At 58.0% G+C, this 15720-nt stretch carries 14 protein-coding genes and 2 pseudogenes; 11 read left to right on the plus strand and 5 right to left on the minus strand.

The annotated features are described in order from the left end of the window. The first annotated feature begins 161 nt into the window (after positions 1 to 161). The 5 genes from AC07T0_RS03920 to AC07T0_RS03940 all read left to right on the plus strand — a co-directional run bounded on the left by AC07T0_RS03920 (position 162) and on the right by AC07T0_RS03940 (position 4812). Entirely contained in the window at positions 162 to 1592 is a 1431-nt protein-coding gene (locus AC07T0_RS03920) for a coniferyl aldehyde dehydrogenase (protein WP_494999951.1), read from the plus strand. Between the two features lie 28 nt (positions 1593 to 1620). Beyond that, entirely contained in the window at positions 1621 to 2163 is a 543-nt protein-coding gene (locus AC07T0_RS03925; protein WP_494999952.1) for a twin-arginine translocation pathway signal protein, read from the plus strand. A 68-nt stretch (positions 2164 to 2231) separates the two neighbouring features. Further along, positions 2232 to 3827: a GMC family oxidoreductase gene (locus AC07T0_RS03930; RefSeq protein ID WP_494999953.1), complete on the plus strand. Its 1596-nt coding sequence runs from the start codon at positions 2232 to 2234 to the stop codon at positions 3825 to 3827. A 117-nt stretch (positions 3828 to 3944) separates the two neighbouring features. Further along, positions 3945 to 4424, plus strand: coding sequence for a pantetheine-phosphate adenylyltransferase (gene coaD / locus AC07T0_RS03935; RefSeq protein ID WP_248795101.1), 480 nt, complete (start codon positions 3945 to 3947; stop codon positions 4422 to 4424). Positions 4425 to 4560: 136 nt separating this feature from the next. Next, positions 4561 to 4812: a YfhL family 4Fe-4S dicluster ferredoxin gene (locus AC07T0_RS03940; protein WP_191489419.1), complete on the plus strand. Its 252-nt coding sequence runs from the start codon at positions 4561 to 4563 to the stop codon at positions 4810 to 4812. A 240-nt stretch (positions 4813 to 5052) separates the two neighbouring features. Here AC07T0_RS03940 and AC07T0_RS03945 read toward each other — a convergent pair whose 3' ends face one another. The 3 genes from AC07T0_RS03945 to AC07T0_RS03955 all read right to left on the minus strand — a co-directional run bounded on the left by AC07T0_RS03945 (position 5053) and on the right by AC07T0_RS03955 (position 7135). Then, entirely contained in the window at positions 5053 to 5391 is a 339-nt protein-coding gene (locus AC07T0_RS03945; RefSeq protein ID WP_494999954.1) for a multidrug transporter, read from the minus strand. 69 nt (positions 5392 to 5460) lie between these two features. Next, complete coding sequence (gene mutM, locus AC07T0_RS03950) at positions 5461 to 6273, minus strand: bifunctional DNA-formamidopyrimidine glycosylase/DNA-(apurinic or apyrimidinic site) lyase (RefSeq protein WP_494999955.1); 813 nt, start codon at positions 6271 to 6273, stop codon at positions 5461 to 5463. A gap of 49 nt (positions 6274 to 6322) precedes the next feature. Further along, a complete protein-coding gene (locus AC07T0_RS03955) occupies positions 6323 to 7135 on the minus strand; it encodes an HDOD domain-containing protein (RefSeq protein WP_495000286.1) in 813 nt (270 codons plus the stop codon). A gap of 199 nt (positions 7136 to 7334) precedes the next feature. On the opposite strand from AC07T0_RS03955, the gene AC07T0_RS03960 reads away from it, so the two are divergent. The 6 genes and pseudogenes from AC07T0_RS03960 (at position 7335) to ilvD (ending at position 14580) form a co-directional block, all read left to right on the plus strand. Continuing rightward, positions 7335 to 8531 (plus strand): class I SAM-dependent rRNA methyltransferase, encoded by a 1197-nt coding sequence (locus tag AC07T0_RS03960; RefSeq protein WP_494999956.1) that lies wholly within the window; start codon positions 7335 to 7337, stop codon positions 8529 to 8531. Positions 8532 to 8997: 466 nt separating this feature from the next. Beyond that, a complete protein-coding gene (locus tag AC07T0_RS03965) occupies positions 8998 to 10083 on the plus strand; it encodes a SagB family peptide dehydrogenase (RefSeq protein ID WP_494999957.1) in 1086 nt (361 codons plus the stop codon). After that, on the plus strand, positions 10080 to 11051 hold the full coding sequence (locus tag AC07T0_RS03970) for a diiron oxygenase (RefSeq protein WP_494999958.1): 972 nt from the start codon (positions 10080 to 10082) through the stop codon (positions 11049 to 11051). The genes AC07T0_RS03965 and AC07T0_RS03970 overlap by 4 nt, the downstream gene beginning before the upstream one ends. Further along, positions 11044 to 12249, plus strand: coding sequence for a multidrug effflux MFS transporter (locus AC07T0_RS03975; protein WP_494999959.1), 1206 nt, complete (start codon positions 11044 to 11046; stop codon positions 12247 to 12249). The genes AC07T0_RS03970 and AC07T0_RS03975 overlap by 8 nt, the downstream gene beginning before the upstream one ends. 56 nt (positions 12250 to 12305) lie before the next feature. Beyond that, a pseudogene (locus AC07T0_RS03980) lies at positions 12306 to 12419 on the plus strand (RlmI/RlmK family 23S rRNA methyltransferase); the annotation flags it as partial. A 313-nt stretch (positions 12420 to 12732) separates the two neighbouring features. Beyond that, entirely contained in the window at positions 12733 to 14580 is a 1848-nt protein-coding gene (gene ilvD, locus AC07T0_RS03985; protein WP_494999960.1) for a dihydroxy-acid dehydratase, read from the plus strand. Positions 14581 to 14656: 76 nt separating this feature from the next. On the opposite strand, the gene AC07T0_RS03990 is transcribed toward ilvD, so the two are convergent. Beyond that, a complete protein-coding gene (locus AC07T0_RS03990; protein ID WP_494999961.1) occupies positions 14657 to 15238 on the minus strand; it encodes a YopT-type cysteine protease domain-containing protein in 582 nt (193 codons plus the stop codon). A gap of 211 nt (positions 15239 to 15449) precedes the next feature. Continuing rightward, positions 15450 to 15584: pseudogene (locus AC07T0_RS03995) on the minus strand (haloacid dehalogenase-like hydrolase); the annotation flags it as partial. Positions 15585 to 15720: the final 136 nt, after the last annotated feature.

Consider the following 15720-nt stretch of genomic DNA (forward strand, 5'->3'; position numbering starts at 1 on the left):
TCCAGAAGACGGTATCGGCCATCTTACGGCCTATCCGGCCGCGGATAAATCGCCACGATTCTCAGCTGCTATAAGAATCTACAGGCACTCCTTGTTGACTTTATGGAGCAATAGCTCTAAACATTCGTTTAAAAATAAAATCACATGCCCTGGAGCGCGCCATGTCTGCCGAAATCGCCTATCTGCAGGAATCGCAGCAGCAACTGGACCAGCTCCAGCACCGCTTTCAAGCACAACGCCAAGCCTATGCCGCGCATCCCATGCCCCCCGCCGAGCAACGCCGCCAATGGCTCGACAGCCTGCGCCAGTTGCTCAGCGACGAACGCCAGGCGCTGATTGACGCCATCAGCCAGGACTTCGGCAACCGCAGTGCCGATGAAACCCTGCTCGGCGAACTCATGCCCAGCCTCCATGGCATCCACCATGCCCGCCAACACCTCAAGCGCTGGATGAAACCGTCACGCCGGCGGGTCGGCCTGGCCTTCCAGCCGGCCTCGGCCAAGGTCGTCTACCAGCCACTGGGCGTGATCGGCGTGATCGTGCCCTGGAACTACCCGCTGTTCCTCAGCGTCGGCCCGCTGGTGGGGGCACTGGCGGCGGGCAACCGAGTGATGCTCAAACTCAGCGAATCGACTCCGGCTACCGGTCTTTTGCTCAAGGAACTGCTGGGCCGGGTGTTTCCGGAAGATCTGGTGTGCGTGGTGCTCGGCGAGGCCGAAATCGGCATGGCCTTTTCCAAGCTGCCATTCGATCACCTGCTGTTCACCGGCGCCACCAGCATCGGTCGGCACGTGATGCGCGCGGCGGCGGAAAACCTGACCCCGGTAACCCTGGAACTGGGCGGCAAGTCGCCGGCCATCGTGTCCCAGGACGTCCCCCTCAAGGATGCCGCCGAACGCATCGCCTTCGGCAAGACCCTCAACGCCGGCCAGACCTGCGTGGCACCGGATTATGTGCTGGTGCCGGAAGATCGAGTCGGCGCCTTCGTCGAAGCCTACCGCCAGGCGGTGCGCAGCTTTTATCCGACGCTGGTCGATAACCCGGACTACACCAGCATCATCAACGATCGCCAACTGGCCCGGCTCAACGGCTACCTGAGTGACGCCACCAGCAAGGGCGCGTTGCTGATTCCGCTGTTCGAGCAGAACCAACAGCGGCGCATGGGCCACAGCCTGCTACTGAACGTCAGCGACGAAATGACGCTGATGCAGGACGAGATCTTCGGCCCGTTGCTGCCCATCGTGCCGTACAAGGGCCTCGATGAGGCCTTTGCCTACATTAATCGCCGGCCTCGTCCCTTGGCGCTCTACTACTTCGGCTACAACAAGGTCGAACAGCAACGGGTGCTTCAGGAAACCCATTCCGGCGGCGTCTGCCTGAACGACACCCTGCTCCATGTGCCCCAGGAAGACCTGCCCTTCGGCGGCATCGGCCCCTCGGGCATGGGCCATTACCACGGTCACGAAGGCTTCCTGACCTTCAGCAAGGCCAAGGGCGTGCTGACCAAGCAACGCTTCAACGCGGCGCGACTGATCTATCCGCCTTACGGAAAATCGATCCAGAAACTGATCCAGAAACTGTTCGTTCGTTGATGTTCCACTGTCCAGGTGAATAACAAGAATGCCAAGCCTGCCCGCATCCCCCGTACTGAGCCGTCGTGGCGTGCTGAAAGTCGGCCTCTGTGCCGGCGCCTTCCTCAGCACCGCCGGGCTCGCCGCCAGCCTCAGCGGCTGCTCGGCCGGCCATCCGGCCAGCGGTTTTGCCGTGCTACAAGCCAACGACCTGCCGTTTCTGCAGGCGCTGATCCCGGTGATGCTCGAAGGCGCCGTCGCTGCCGAGAAAATGCCCGGCGCCATCGACCAGACCCTGGCGAGCCTGGACTACAGCCTCGCCCACCTGTCGCCGGAAATGCTCAAGCTGACCCGACAACTATTCGACGTCCTCGGCATGGGTATCACCCGTGGGCCACTGACCGGTATCTGGGGCCGCTGGGAAAATGCCAGTGACGCGCAGATCCACGCCTTTCTCGAGCGCTGGGAAAACAGCTACCTGAGCCTGCTGCGCATGGGCCACGCATCACTGCTGCAACTGGTGATGATGGCCTGGTACAACCGCGCCGAAGCCTGGGCCCACTGCGGTTATCCCGGACCGCCGAAAGTCTAGCCCCTGTAGAGATCCGGCTCTTGTGGGAGCGGGCGAACCTGACAAAACAACAATAAAAGAGGCTGCACATGCCCGTACCCGATCTGTTTCGCGAAGGCCTGGCCCGAGGCTGGAAAACCTATAACGGCGCTCGCCTGGAGCAGGACCTGACGCTGGAGGCCGATGTCGCCATTATCGGCAGCGGCGCGGGCGGCGGCACCACCGCCGAAATCCTTAGCGCCGCCGGCTACAAGGTTTTACTGATCGAGGAAGGCCCGCTGAAAACCAGCAGCGACTTCAAAATGCTCGAAGACCAGGCCTATACCAGCCTCTACCAGGAAGGCATCGGCCGCATGAGCAAGGACGGCGCCATCACCATTCTCCAGGGCCGCGCGGTTGGCGGTACCACGCTGATCAACTGGACCTCGAGCTTTCGCACGCCGGACCAGACCCTCGAACACTGGGCCAAGGAGCACAACGTCAAGGGCCACGGCAGCGCCGAGATGGCGCCCTGGTTCGAGAAAATGGAACAGCGCCTCGGCGTCGCCCCCTGGATTATGCCGCCCAATGCCAACAACGACGTGATCCGCAATGGCTGCGAAGCCCTCGGCTACAGCTGGAAAGTCATTCCGCGCAACGTCCGCGGCTGCTGGAACCTGGGCTACTGCGGCATGGGCTGCCCGACCAATGCCAAGCAGTCGATGCTGGTCACCACCATTCCGGCGACCCTGGAAAAAGGTGGCGAGCTGCTCTATCTGGCCCGGGCCGAACGCTTGCAGATCGAAGGCGACCAGGTCACCGGCCTGCTCTGCGTGGCAATGGACGAGCGTTGCGTGGCCCCCAATGGCCGAACCATCCGGGTCAAGGCGCGGCATTACGTGCTGGCGGGCGGCGGCATCAACAGCCCGGGACTGCTGCTGCGCTCCAAGGCACCCGATCCCGGCGGCCAACTGGGCAAACGCACCTTCCTGCACCTGGTGAATTTCTCCGCCGGGCAATTTTCCGAGGTGATCAATCCATTTTACGGCGCCCCACAGTCAATCTATTCCGATCACTTCCAGTGGAATGCCGGCGTCACCGGGCCGATGTCCTACAAACTCGAGGTACCGCCACTGCAACCGGCACTGGCCAGCACCCTGCTGGGTGGCTTCGGCGCGCAAAACGCCCTGCGCATGGAACAACTGCCGCACACCCACATGATGCTGGCGCTGATGCGCGACGGATTTCATCCGGACAGCCCCGGCGGTAGCGTGGAACTGCGCGGCGACGGCACGCCGGTGCTCGACTACCCGGTGTCCGCCTATGCCTGGGACGGCTTGCGCCGGGCGTACCACAGCATGGCCGAGATCCAGTTCGCGGCGGGCGCCAAGTCGGTACTGCCACTGCACGCCGATGCCGACTACGTGAATAGCCTGGCCAAGGCCCGGGATCTGATCGACGAACTGAGCCTGGAGCTGTACCGCACCCGCCTGGGCAGCGCCCATGTCATGGGCGGTTGCGCCATGGGCGAGGACGCGAAAAGCGCGGTCGCCGACAGCCTCGGCCGCCACCATCAACTGCGCAATCTGTCGATTCACGACGGCTCACTGTTCCCTACCAGCATAGGCGCCAACCCACAGCTTTCAGTCTATGGTCTGACCGCGCAGTTGGCGACGGCCCTCGCGGAGCGCTTGAAAAACCCGTAAAAAAGAGGACTATTCGCCGCGTCTATAGTGCTTTCTTCCCGGTATCCTGACTTGGCCCACCGGAAAGGCTGCGATACCATCCGACTCCCGCAAACGGATACCCGCCAGGACGACGCGATGAACCGAGTGTTGTACCCAGGTACCTTCGACCCGATTACCAAGGGTCATGGCGACTTGGTCGAGCGCGCCGCGCGCCTGTTCGACCACGTAATCATTGCCGTGGCTGCCAGCCCGAAGAAAAACCCGCTGTTTCCGTTGGAACAACGTGTGGAATTGGCCCGTGAGGTCACTCGACACCTGCCCAACGTGGAAGTGGTGGGCTTTTCTACCCTGCTGGCGCATTTCGCCAAGGAACAGAATGCCAACGTCTTCCTGCGCGGCCTGCGCGCCGTGTCGGACTTCGAATACGAGTTCCAGCTGGCGAACATGAACCGTCAATTGGCCCCGGACGTCGAAAGCCTGTTCTTGACACCGTCGGAACGTTATTCGTTCATTTCCTCGACATTGGTCCGGGAAATTGCGGCGTTGGGCGGCGATATCACCAAGTTCGTCCACCCAGCGGTGGCCGACGCACTGACCCTGCGCTTCAAGAAATAACGCCCGGCGCAGGCGCTGTCGAGGCAGGCTATTGCGGTCGCCTCGACGGGCGCGCGTGCACTGCGCGCGCCAATGCGGCACAATTGACGCATTAGTTTTCATGTCGCCCGGGCCTGCCGTCCGGGCCGGAGTGCCCATGTCCCTGATCATCACCGACGATTGCATCAACTGCGACGTCTGCGAACCCGAGTGCCCGAACGCCGCCATTTCCCAAGGCGAAGAGATCTACGTGATCGACCCGAACCTGTGCACTCAGTGCGTCGGCCACTACGACGAGCCGCAATGCCAGCAAGTCTGCCCAGTGGATTGCATCCCACTGGACGAAGCCCATCCGGAAACCGAAGCCGAGTTGATGGTCAAATACCGGAAGATCACCGGTAAGGCTTGAGCGTTGTAGCGAATCCAAGGCCCTTTTCGCGGGCAAGCTCCGCTCCCACAGGTTTTGTGCCGTACACAATATCCAGGCTTGACTCAAATATTGTGGGAGCGGAGCTTGCCGGGACGCCGGACCGCCGCGAAAGATCCGGTTCGCCTGAGCCCTGTGGGAGCGGAGCTTGCCCGCGAAAGGGCCATCATTGGCGCCGCAGCCACCTAAGGTGGTACTGGGCGTTATAGACGCCAAGCCAACCTACTGGTCGCCGTCAAAACCTTCCGCCGTGCAACCCAGGCAACGGGCAAAGGCCGCTTTCCCGGGGGCGAGCACCAGTGACTTGCCGGCCTTGCCCATGCCGTCGACGCCGCCGAACGCGGTAAACGGCAACGACACCACGAACACCGCCGTGCCCACCAGGGTCGCGCCCACCAGCAAGGGACGGGCGATGATCAGGTCGGCGATCATCGCGTAGGCCGGTGGATTCTGGATCGTGTAGGTCGGGTCGCCGCTGCTGCCATCGTCCGCCAGAACCGGCAACGCCTGCAGGCCAAAACTCAGGGCCACAACCAGGGCCAGGGTGCGAAACGGGTTCATGGCACTATCCTTCAACAAAGCAATGGATGGCAAAGTCTTAACTATAACAGCGTCCGCACGCTTGTCAGGTCAGCTCTGGCAACGCGGGCAGTACACGCTGGCCCGTTGGCCCAGACGAATCTCGCGCAAGACCGTGCCACAGACCTTGCAGTGCTCGCCGCCACGCCCGTAGACGAACAGTTCCTGCTGGAAGTAGCCGGGCTGGCCGTCGCCACCGATAAAGTCGCGCAAGGTCGTGCCACCCCGTTCGATGGCCGCCGCCAGGATCCGCTTGATTTCGATCGCCAGCACCAGGTAACGCCCCCGCGAGATGCTCCCGGCCTCGCGGCGCGGGTCAATGCCGGCGGCGAACAAGGCCTCGGTCGCATAGATATTGCCGACCCCCACCACCACCGCGTTATCCATGATGAACGGCTTTACCGCCATGGAACGCTTGCGCGACAGCTGGAACAACCGCTCACCGTCGAACAGCTCGGTCAGCGGTTCCGGCCCCAGGCGCGCGAGCAATTCGTGATTGAGCGGGTCCAGGCTCCAGAGCATCGCGCCGAAACGCCGTGGGTCGGTGTAGCGCATGGCCAGTCCGGACTCCAGCTCGATATCCACATGCTCATGCTTGGCCGCCGGCAAGCCGGCTTCCACCAGGCGCAGGTTGCCCGACATGCCCAGGTGACTGATCAGGGTCCCGACCTCGGCATTGATCAACAGGTACTTGGCTCGCCGCTCCACCAGCACGATGCGCTGGCCGGACAGGCGCACATCGAGGTCTTCCGGGATCGGCCAGCGCAACCGACGGTCGCGCACGATCACCCGGCTGACCCGCTGGCCTTCCAGATGGGGCGCGATACCGCGCCGGGTGGTTTCGACTTCAGGTAATTCAGGCATGGCGGCCCCAGGTCAGGCGATAACGGGCTCGACGACGGCACTCGGACGCTTAGTGAGCGCCGAGCTCGCGGATGTTTTCCCGGAGGTTTTCGAAGTCATAGTCGGACAGGCCGACATAATCGAGCACCAGAGGGCCGATGGCGTTCCATTCGTGGTCTTCGGCCGTGTTGCCGAGCACCCGATGGGACGCACAGATATGTTCGGCCATTTTCAGGATCGCCAGCAGGTTCTTCAACTGGCTGTTGCGGGTCGACTCGTCGCTGAAGATCGCCAGGGCGTTGTGATGATTGGCGATGGCGTTGGTCACATGCTCCGGCAGGCGCCAGGATTTGGCCGTGTAATAGCCAACCACCGCATGGTTGGTGTTGAACTCGGCGTTTTCCGTGTCCACCACCCGCTGCTCCGCGCTGGCATTGGCGTAGGCCCGCTCGAGCACGCTCATATAGTTGGGGAAACGCTTGATCATCAGCGGAATGCCACAATCGTGGAACAGCCCCAGGGCATAGGATTCATCGACCGCTTGTCCGCCGGTACGCTTGGCCAGGGTCAGGCTGGTCATAGCCACGTCCTGGGCGGTGTCCCAGAACCGATTGAGGGTCACGATGGTTTCGTCGGCCATCTCACCCTTGATCGACTGCGCGTTGATCAGGTTGATGATCGACCGGCTGCCCAGCAGATTCACCGCGCGCTGGATCGAAGCAATCTTGTTCGACAGGCCGTAATAAGGCGAGTTGACGACTTTCAGCAACGCGCCGGAGAGGCCAGGGTCCTGACTGATCAAGCGGGCAATCACCTCCAGGTCCGGGTCGGGCATGTACTGCTCCATCTGCAAATCCACCATGATTTGCGGTTGAGGCGGCACGCTGATGCCTTGCAGGGCCTGCTGGATCTGTTCGGCTGACAGTTCTTGGGACATGGGTACACACTCCGGACGAGTGAGCGATTCTAGCGGAAAACTTGTACGACATGGGCCGAGTGCACAATCGCTTACATGAAACATCGCACGCCGTGGAGGCCGAACTCCCGCTATAATTCCGCTCTTTTTTCCCCGGAGCGACGTCATGTCCCTGCCTAGCCTACGCCTCAAAGCCAACGCCGACCGACGCCTGCGCAACGGTCACCTGTGGGTCTACAGCAACGAAATCGACGTGGCGGCCACCCCCCTCCATGGCTTCAAGGCCGGTGACCAGGCCGTGCTGGAAGCCGCCGGCGGCAAGCCGTTGGGCATCGTTGCCATGAGCCCGAACAACCTGATCTGCGCCCGCCTGCTGTCGCGCGACATCAAGCTGCCACTGGACAAGTCGCTGCTGGTGCACCGCCTCAACGTAGCCCTGTCGCTGCGCGAGCGGCTGTTCGACAAACCTTTCTATCGCCTGGTCTACGGCGATTCCGACCTGCTGCCGGGGCTGGTGGTGGATCGTTTCGGCGATATCCTGGTGGTCCAGCTCGCCTCGGCGGCCATGGAGCAGCACAAGGATGAAGTGATCGCGGCGCTGGTCCAGGTCCTCAAACCGAGCGGCATCCTGTTCAAGAACGACTCCGCGGCCCGCGATGCCGAAGGCCTGGAGCGTTATGTAGAGACCGTGTTCGGCCTGGTGCCGGAGTGGGTTGCCCTGGAAGAGAACGGCGTGAAATTCGAAGCGCCGGTGATGGAAGGCCAGAAAACCGGCTGGTTCTACGACCACCGCATGAACCGTGCGCGCCTGGCGCCCTACGCCAAGGGCAAGCGGGTGCTGGACCTGTTCAGCTATATCGGCGGCTGGGGCGTGCAGGCGGCGGCGTTCGGCGCCAGCGAAGTGTTCTGCGTCGATGCCTCGTCCTTTGCCCTGGACGGTGTCGAACGTAACGCGGCATTGAACGGTTTTGCCGAGAAGATGACCTGCATCGAAGGCGACGTGTTCGAAGCCCTGAAGGAACTGAAGGCCTCCGAAGAGCGTTTCGACGTGATCGTGGCCGATCCGCCCGCCTTCATCAAACGCAAGAAAGACCTGAAGAACGGCGAAGGCGCCTACCGCCGCCTGAACGAACAGGCCATGCGCCTGCTGAGCAAGGACGGCATCCTGGTCAGCGCCTCGTGCTCGATGCATTTGCCGGAAGATGACCTGCAGAACATCCTGCTGACCAGCGCCCGTCACCTGGATCGCAATATCCAGCTGCTGGAACGCGGCGGCCAGGGCCCGGACCATCCGGTGCACCCGGCGATCCCGGAAACCCGTTATATCAAGAGCATTACTTGCCGGTTGTTGCCTAACAGCTGATTTTACCGTAGCGCGGAGCAGCCCCGCTCCGCGCCACAGGACTCGTTAAATATCCGACTTATCCTCTTTCATTACAAACACGTCCAGTTCAATCACACCCCAATAACATATAGACGCGACTTGCACCAACAACAAACACATACAAAGCCTCCTACACCCCAAAGACACCTCTTACAAAATTCCTGGAAATTTCCCACTTGGCTTTCCCTTGCCAACAACCACAACCAAACTACTATTGAGAACAGTCATTTCAAAAATGACTAACCCCGGAAGCATCAACTATCCAACTCAAAAGCAGAATGGAGTAATAACCATGAAAACAATCAATCTTGAATGCAAAAAAATCGCCAACCTTAACTGCCTGGTAACGACCAAGTAGCGTTAATAACAGTGAGGGATCGGGAAGTGCCAGCAATCCGATTCCCTCCTGCTAGCGTTCTAGTATTCCTCAAGAAGGTGGCATACCATGCATATAAACTCAAATCTATTTATTATTGCTCGCCCACCAAACCAGATCGTATGGAACTACAAAACACATACGCAACACGAGCTAAATATCCATTATGCAAAACGCTTATCCGAACTTATAGACAACCCGGATTCATTTGATGCGAATTCGTCGATGGACGCAGAGTTTCTCGCCTCTGGAATAATCAGCAAATCAAAACAGACCACCCCCACTTGGAAATGGGACGAGCTATCGAAGATATTCCATATCGGCACAAAGGACATTCCTTGCAAATATGAACCCCAAGATATTGAAGAATGGTCAACTCACTATCTGGAGCATTGTAATGAAATCCTAAAAAATCCGTCACCAGACTTCCTCTCAGAGAAAGTCCCACCCCCCCATCTGATCCCCCTGCCACCTCATTTGTCGACAGAATTATTGGAGATGTCGCTGATTCAAAGCCTGATCAGCAGAAAAACCTGTCGATCATTCGCCGACGATGAAATATCCCTAAGCCACGCCAGCACCTTGCTCTATCTCTCACTCGGCTATCTGAAAGAGCGCGATGAGGGTATCGATGAATCCATTCCAGAGAGGTTACGATCACGGCGAAGCAGCCCCTCAGGGGGTGGATTGAACGCATGCGACGGTTTTATCTATGCTCGTCGGATCAAAGGGATAGATCCTGGTATTTATCGCTATCATCCAGATCATCACGCATTGAGCTTCACACGTCCGTTACCAGCTAAACCTCTGGGTCTGTTCCTCGCGGGTCAGCATTTTATCAACACGTTGCCTTTCGGTGTTTTTCTCACCTGTCGTTTTGACAAATTGTGGTGGAAGTATGAGCATTCGCGAGCCTATCGGATGGCCTACGTCGAAACGGGTCACATCGCCCAAACGTTCCAATTGGTCGCCACTGCACTCAGACTAAAAACCTGGTTGACTGGCGCTATGGCTGATGAACAAATCGAGGATTTGCTAGGACTGGAAAATAATCCTGAACAAGTCTTATTTTTTGTAGGATGTGGAAAGGGTGATGCAGAAGCCCAGTGCGAAGCACTCCGCGCGCTGATCAAAGAACGGAGTGTTCAAGAATGACGCCATCGGCCTCCGACGTCTTGGGCGACTCTCCCTGCTTTACCTTGGGAGACTGGAATAACAAAGCCAGTGTAAGAAATAAAAAAGATAATTGCCTTCTCCCTCCCAAGCAGGAACTGGAGTTTGAGCTGGAAAGCAAATACTGGTTCCCTCCAACTTTTATGCCTTACCTACAACACCCGCTGATCACAGGCACAGATAAAAAAGTCAAACAAAAACTCACAGCCAATCACTTGATTCATTTTCTCGACTATACAACCGTACTAGAACACAAAATCGTCAATCCCTCGGTAGAAACCATCATCCATGGAGAATTGTCAGGCGACATACCCGAAGAAATGAAGTCCGCCGCCTTACAGCTCTACACTGACGAGGGTTATCATGCACTTTTTTCTTATGAAATGGCCAAACAGGTGGCAGAATATTACGATGTTCCTCACCGACATCTTAAGCCACTACGAATCACCCTGCTATTTGATTTTATCGACAGAACTGATGCAGAGCACAAACCACTGGCATGGTTCTTGACTGGCTTTGTGTCGGAGACAATTATTGCCAAAGAGCTACTCAACATCACCTGCCACACGATAATCTCTAGCGTATACCAGGTTCTACGACAGCATCTGGAAGATGAAGCTAGACACAGTCGATTTTTTGCAGACGTTTTTTACTATTTTTGGCGCAGCCTCGAGATTGACCAGCAACTACTTGCAGCAAAACTACTAAAAGACATCGTTCTTATTTTTTCAGAAGTCGATCACCCGTGGTTGAGGGAGAGTCTGTGCAGCACAGGTTTCTCTGCTTTTCAGGCCGACACCATCATTCGACCACTCCTGAATAAATCTGCGGCGGCTCAGCGTATGAGAATCAGCGCTGCTCCCACTTTCATGGCCATGAAAAGGGCCGGTGTTTTCGACAATAAACATAACAAGCTTCATTTCAAGGAGGCGGGCCTGATCGATGACTGAGCTAAATACAGCCATAAAGAAAAACAAAAAAATCTCGGCGATTGCACTCTTGCTATCCATGGTACTGCTAGGGGTATTTCCAATTGATGTACTGCTCCCGTCCTTTCCTTCGCTATCCTCTCATTTCAATCGCTCCCCTGCCGACATTGCCCTGTCCATCAGTCTGTTCGCCATCGGTATATCTATATCTCAACTGTTCATTGGTCCGTTATCAGATAGAATAGGTCGAAAAGGGCTCCTTCTTACCGGCATGGCGATATCCATGCTGGGGGCGCTGGGGTGCCCGCTAGTTGACGAATATCATCTGTTTCTACTATTTCGTCTGATCCAAGCACTCGGATGCGGTTGCTTTGTACTATCACAGGCCCTCGTCCAAGATCTATTCGAAGGCAAAGAGCGAGATCGACTACGCATTCTCATCGTTACTGCCAGCGGTGTTTTCATATCACTATCGCCCTTGGCCGGTGCCGCATTGCAGAAGTGGCTGGATTGGTCGGGCAGTTTCTATATATTCGCCATAGTCGCGGCGCTGGTATTCATCAAAGCCTACCTGCTCCTAGAGGACACAACAGTAGAAAAACGCCCCTCTCGTTCAATCTTCCAGGCCTATCAGCACATCTGCACAGATATGAAATTCCTTGGCTATTGGCTGATCGCTGCGCTGGTTTTCACCTGCCATTTTTCGTTTATCGTTATTTCACCATTGATATTCATGGAGCGCCTGCACCTCTCCGAGTACGAGTTCTCACTAACGTTGGTGCTCTACGGCGCGGCCTATATCATAGGCGGCGCCGTCGCGGGGTTTCTCAGTACCAGAATAACTTCCAACACTCAAATAACAGTGGGTCTATGCTTTATTTTTTGCGCTGGAATGATGCTATTTTACCTGTCAAATCGCCTCGGCCTGTCGACGATGACGGTATTGATACCGATGGTCGTTTGCACTGCGGGTACAACTATCACTCGTCCAGCTGCAACCTCAAAAGCCATGGAGAGTTTCCCGGATCAAGCTGGCGCAAGTGCCTCTGCAGGTAACACATTGATTTTCCTTTGCGGCGGACTGATCAGTGCGTTAGTCAATCTCAGCCCAGTGGCACTCGAAGCGACACTCGCCTTGTCCTTTCTGCTACTGAGCACGACCGGACTTGGCCTGAACACACTAATCCAGCGACGTAACCAGCGACCGGTTTTCGAGTGACACGATCCCAGTCGTCATCCTTCGCACTCCATAATCCCAGCCTCAGCAACTGCGCCCATTTCCAGCTACTGGAACGCGGCAGCCAGGGCCCGGACCATCCGGTACACCCGGCGATCCCGGAAACGCGCTATATCAAGAGCATTACTTGCCGGTTGTTGCCTAACCGCTAAGGCCCCGCCTTTAGCCGGCCCCAGCTCGCGCCTACAGGGAGTGTGCCTGCCTGGAAAACCGCCAGTCGTCACGCCACACACTTCGTCAGCCCCGACACAACGCTGCCGCCATTCCTTCCGCCCACGACCCGTGTAGAATCAGCCTATTCATCGCCAGTCATCCCCCGGCGGGTTTATGAGCTCAGGCCCAGGCGCGCGGCGATCCCGCGAGGCCAACGGCAGCTTTCGGGCACCCGGCTATTTTCGGTGTGCGCCAGAGGCCCATAGAAGCTCACTTCCCTTTGTGTACCTGATTAGCCGCCCGGAGCGCTCCATGCCTGATTACCGCTCGAAAACATCCACCCACGGCCGCAACATGGCCGGTGCCCGCGCCCTCTGGCGCGCCACGGGGATGAAAGACGCCGACTTCAAGAAACCGATCATCGCCGTCGCCAACTCCTTCACCCAGTTCGTTCCCGGCCACGTCCACCTCAAGGACATGGGCCAACTGGTCGCCCGTGAAATCGAACGTGCCGGTGGCGTGGCCAAGGAATTCAACACCATCGCCGTGGATGACGGCATCGCCATGGGCCACGACGGCATGCTCTATTCGCTGCCGAGCCGCGAGATCATCGCCGACTCCGTCGAATACATGGTCAATGCCCACTGCGCCGACGCCATCGTCTGCATCTCCAACTGCGACAAGATCACCCCCGGCATGCTGATGGCCGCCCTGCGCCTGAACATCCCGGTGATCTTCGTCTCCGGCGGCCCGATGGAAGCCGGCAAGACCAAACTGGCCGCCCACGGCCTCGACCTGGTCGATGCCATGGTCATCGCCGCCGACTCCAGCGCCTCTGACGAGAAGGTTGCCGAGTACGAGCGCAGCGCCTGCCCGACCTGCGGTTCGTGCTCCGGCATGTTCACCGCCAACTCGATGAACTGCCTCACCGAAGCCCTGGGCCTGGCCCTGCCGGGCAACGGTTCGGCGCTGGCAACCCACTCCGACCGCGAGCAACTGTTCCTCCAGGCCGGTCGCACCATCGTCGAGCTGTGCCAGCGTTACTACGGCGACAACGATGACTCGGTGCTGCCGCGCAATATCGCCAATATCAAGGCGTTCGAAAACGCCATGACCCTGGACATCGCCATGGGCGGGTCCACCAACACCATCCTGCACCTGCTGGCCGCCGCCCAGGAAGCCGAGATCGATTTCGACCTGCACCACATCGACCGCCTGTCCCGTCACGTGCCGCAACTGTGCAAGGTCGCGCCGAATATCCAGAAGTACCACATGGAAGACGTGCACCGCGCCGGCGGGATCTTCAGCATCCTCGGCGAACTGGCCCGTGGCGGCCTGCTGCACACCGACCTGCCGACCGTGCACAGCAAGACCCTGGCCGAGGGTATCGCCAAGTGGGACATCACCCAGACCAACGATGAAGCGGTGCACACCTTCTTCAAGGCCGGTCCCGCCGGTATCCCGACCCAGACCGCGTTCAGCCAGTCGACCCGTTGGGAAACCCTCGACGACGACCGTGAAAACGGCTGCATCCGCAGTGTCGAGCATGCCTATTCGAAAGAAGGCGGCCTGGCCGTGCTGTACGGCAACATCGCCCTGGACGGTTGCGTGGTGAAAACCGCCGGTGTCGACGAATCGATCCACGTGTTCGAAGGCAACGCGAAGATCTTCGAAAGCCAGGACAGCGCCGTACGCGGCATCCTCGCCGACGAAGTGCAGGCTGGCGACATCGTGATCATCCGTTACGAAGGTCCGAAAGGCGGTCCGGGCATGCAGGAAATGCTCTACCCGACGTCCTATCTGAAGTCCAAGGGTCTGGGCAAAGCCTGCGCCCTGCTGACCGACGGACGTTTCTCCGGCGGCACCTCGGGCCTGTCCATCGGCCATGCTTCTCCGGAAGCCGCAGCAGGTGGCGCGATCGGCCTGGTCCAGGACGGTGACAAGGTGCTGATCGACATTCCGAATCGCTCGATCAACCTGTTGGTCAGTGATGAAGTACTGGCGGCACGTCGCGCCGAGCAGGACAAGAAAGGCTGGAAGCCGGTGGAAGTGCGTCCCCGCAAGGTGACCACGGCCTTGAAGGCTTACGCATTGCTCGCCACCAGCGCCGACAAGGGCGCGGTACGCGACAAGGCGATGCTGGACAAGCTGGTACCTTAAGAAGGTTCGTACGATAAAAAGCCCGGCTACAGTGCCGGGCTTTTTATTGCGTCTCTCTTTCAGAAAACGATCAACTTCACTGCAGTCGAATGGCCACGATCGGGTCCATGAAGTTGATGCCGTAAGCTTTCTGAATTTTTTGATCCTGAAAAAAAGCGCTGATAAACAAGCAAAGGTTTTTTGCCGAGGCAAAGGTCGCTTGCCCGAAATTCGGATCAAAAAAACGCATTTTCTGATCCGCCTCCTTGAACACCGCGCACGCATGTTTGCCCGCAACCAGAATAAAGGCCCCGGGGGTATTCATCATGTAACCGGTGATTTGTACAAAGGGTGCAACGCCGGCGTTATATCCCGAGACTCGCCAACCGGTCTGCAGGGCCGCCAGCTCAACCCGCCGGGGAACCTGCGGAAAAAGACCTGGTGTATTATCCGGGCTATTGATGATCGCCTGTAACTTGTCGGCGTAGATCCAGGTGGCCGCTTCCTCCTTGGCGCTACGAAACTCGACGCCGTTTCGGCGCATGGCCAGATAGGTCAGGCACAAGGCGTAGCAAACACCGTCTTTACTGCGTAGATCATGATGATTTATATAATCGCCTTGTTTGAGCTTGCCACAAGTCCCTTCAAAATTTTTCGCATACCTTGCAAAAGCGCCCATCACCACTCCCAAATATAAAATTCGACAGTGCGGTTCGCCCACCAATCAGTTTATCAATCGACTGAAAAATAACCGCACGACCAGGATTCTAGCGAAGCGGTAAAAATGCACTCTATAAATTAACGCCCACAAAAATTAAAACTTTATATCTAATTCCGGCACTCTCACCCGAAGAGCAAAGCTTCAGCTCGCTAATGATCCGTGCTGCGCCTTACTGAATGTCTTCAGGCTTGACGATCACCCAGTGCTTGCCCGCCGTCACCGCCAGGCCTTCTTTCGCCTGGGCGTCGGTATGGTTCTTCATCATGCCGTTGAGCGCGGTCATGTACCGGTCCTTGCAGTTGACCTACAGGCGCCCAAGCGCCAACGGCTTATTCCAAAAACTCCAGTCGACATTCGATATCGTTATTAAATCCATATATATCAAGCTGTTAGGCTTGCCGGCTGGCAATTGCCGACTAGGGTAATTGGCACCTATCGTT

Source organism: Pseudomonas sp. GW821-FHT04D07 (genome assembly GCF_059420225.1).

Bases quoted from the DNA above. Each gene is read 5' to 3' on its own strand.
- AC07T0_RS03970 (WP_494999958.1), top strand. From the start codon at position 10,080: ATGACGCCATCGGCCTCCGACGTCTTGGGCGACTCTCCCTGCTTTACC.
- AC07T0_RS03960 (WP_494999956.1), top strand. From the start codon at position 7,335: ATGTCCCTGCCTAGCCTACGCCTCAAAGCCAACGCCGACCGACGCCTG.
- AC07T0_RS03965 (WP_494999957.1), top strand. From the start codon at position 8,998: ATGCATATAAACTCAAATCTATTTATTATTGCTCGCCCACCAAACCAG.
- AC07T0_RS03975 (WP_494999959.1), top strand. From the start codon at position 11,044: ATGACTGAGCTAAATACAGCCATAAAGAAAAACAAAAAAATCTCGGCG.
- coaD (WP_248795101.1), top strand. From the start codon at position 3,945: ATGAACCGAGTGTTGTACCCAGGTACCTTCGACCCGATTACCAAGGGT.
- ilvD (WP_494999960.1), top strand. From the start codon at position 12,733: ATGCCTGATTACCGCTCGAAAACATCCACCCACGGCCGCAACATGGCC.
- AC07T0_RS03940 (WP_191489419.1), top strand. From the start codon at position 4,561: ATGTCCCTGATCATCACCGACGATTGCATCAACTGCGACGTCTGCGAA.
- AC07T0_RS03930 (WP_494999953.1), top strand. From the start codon at position 2,232: ATGCCCGTACCCGATCTGTTTCGCGAAGGCCTGGCCCGAGGCTGGAAA.
- AC07T0_RS03920 (WP_494999951.1), top strand. From the start codon at position 162: ATGTCTGCCGAAATCGCCTATCTGCAGGAATCGCAGCAGCAACTGGAC.
- mutM (WP_494999955.1), bottom strand. From the start codon at position 6,273: ATGCCTGAATTACCTGAAGTCGAAACCACCCGGCGCGGTATCGCGCCC.
- AC07T0_RS03925 (WP_494999952.1), top strand. From the start codon at position 1,621: ATGCCAAGCCTGCCCGCATCCCCCGTACTGAGCCGTCGTGGCGTGCTG.
- AC07T0_RS03990 (WP_494999961.1), bottom strand. From the start codon at position 15,238: ATGGGCGCTTTTGCAAGGTATGCGAAAAATTTTGAAGGGACTTGTGGC.
- AC07T0_RS03945 (WP_494999954.1), bottom strand. From the start codon at position 5,391: ATGAACCCGTTTCGCACCCTGGCCCTGGTTGTGGCCCTGAGTTTTGGC.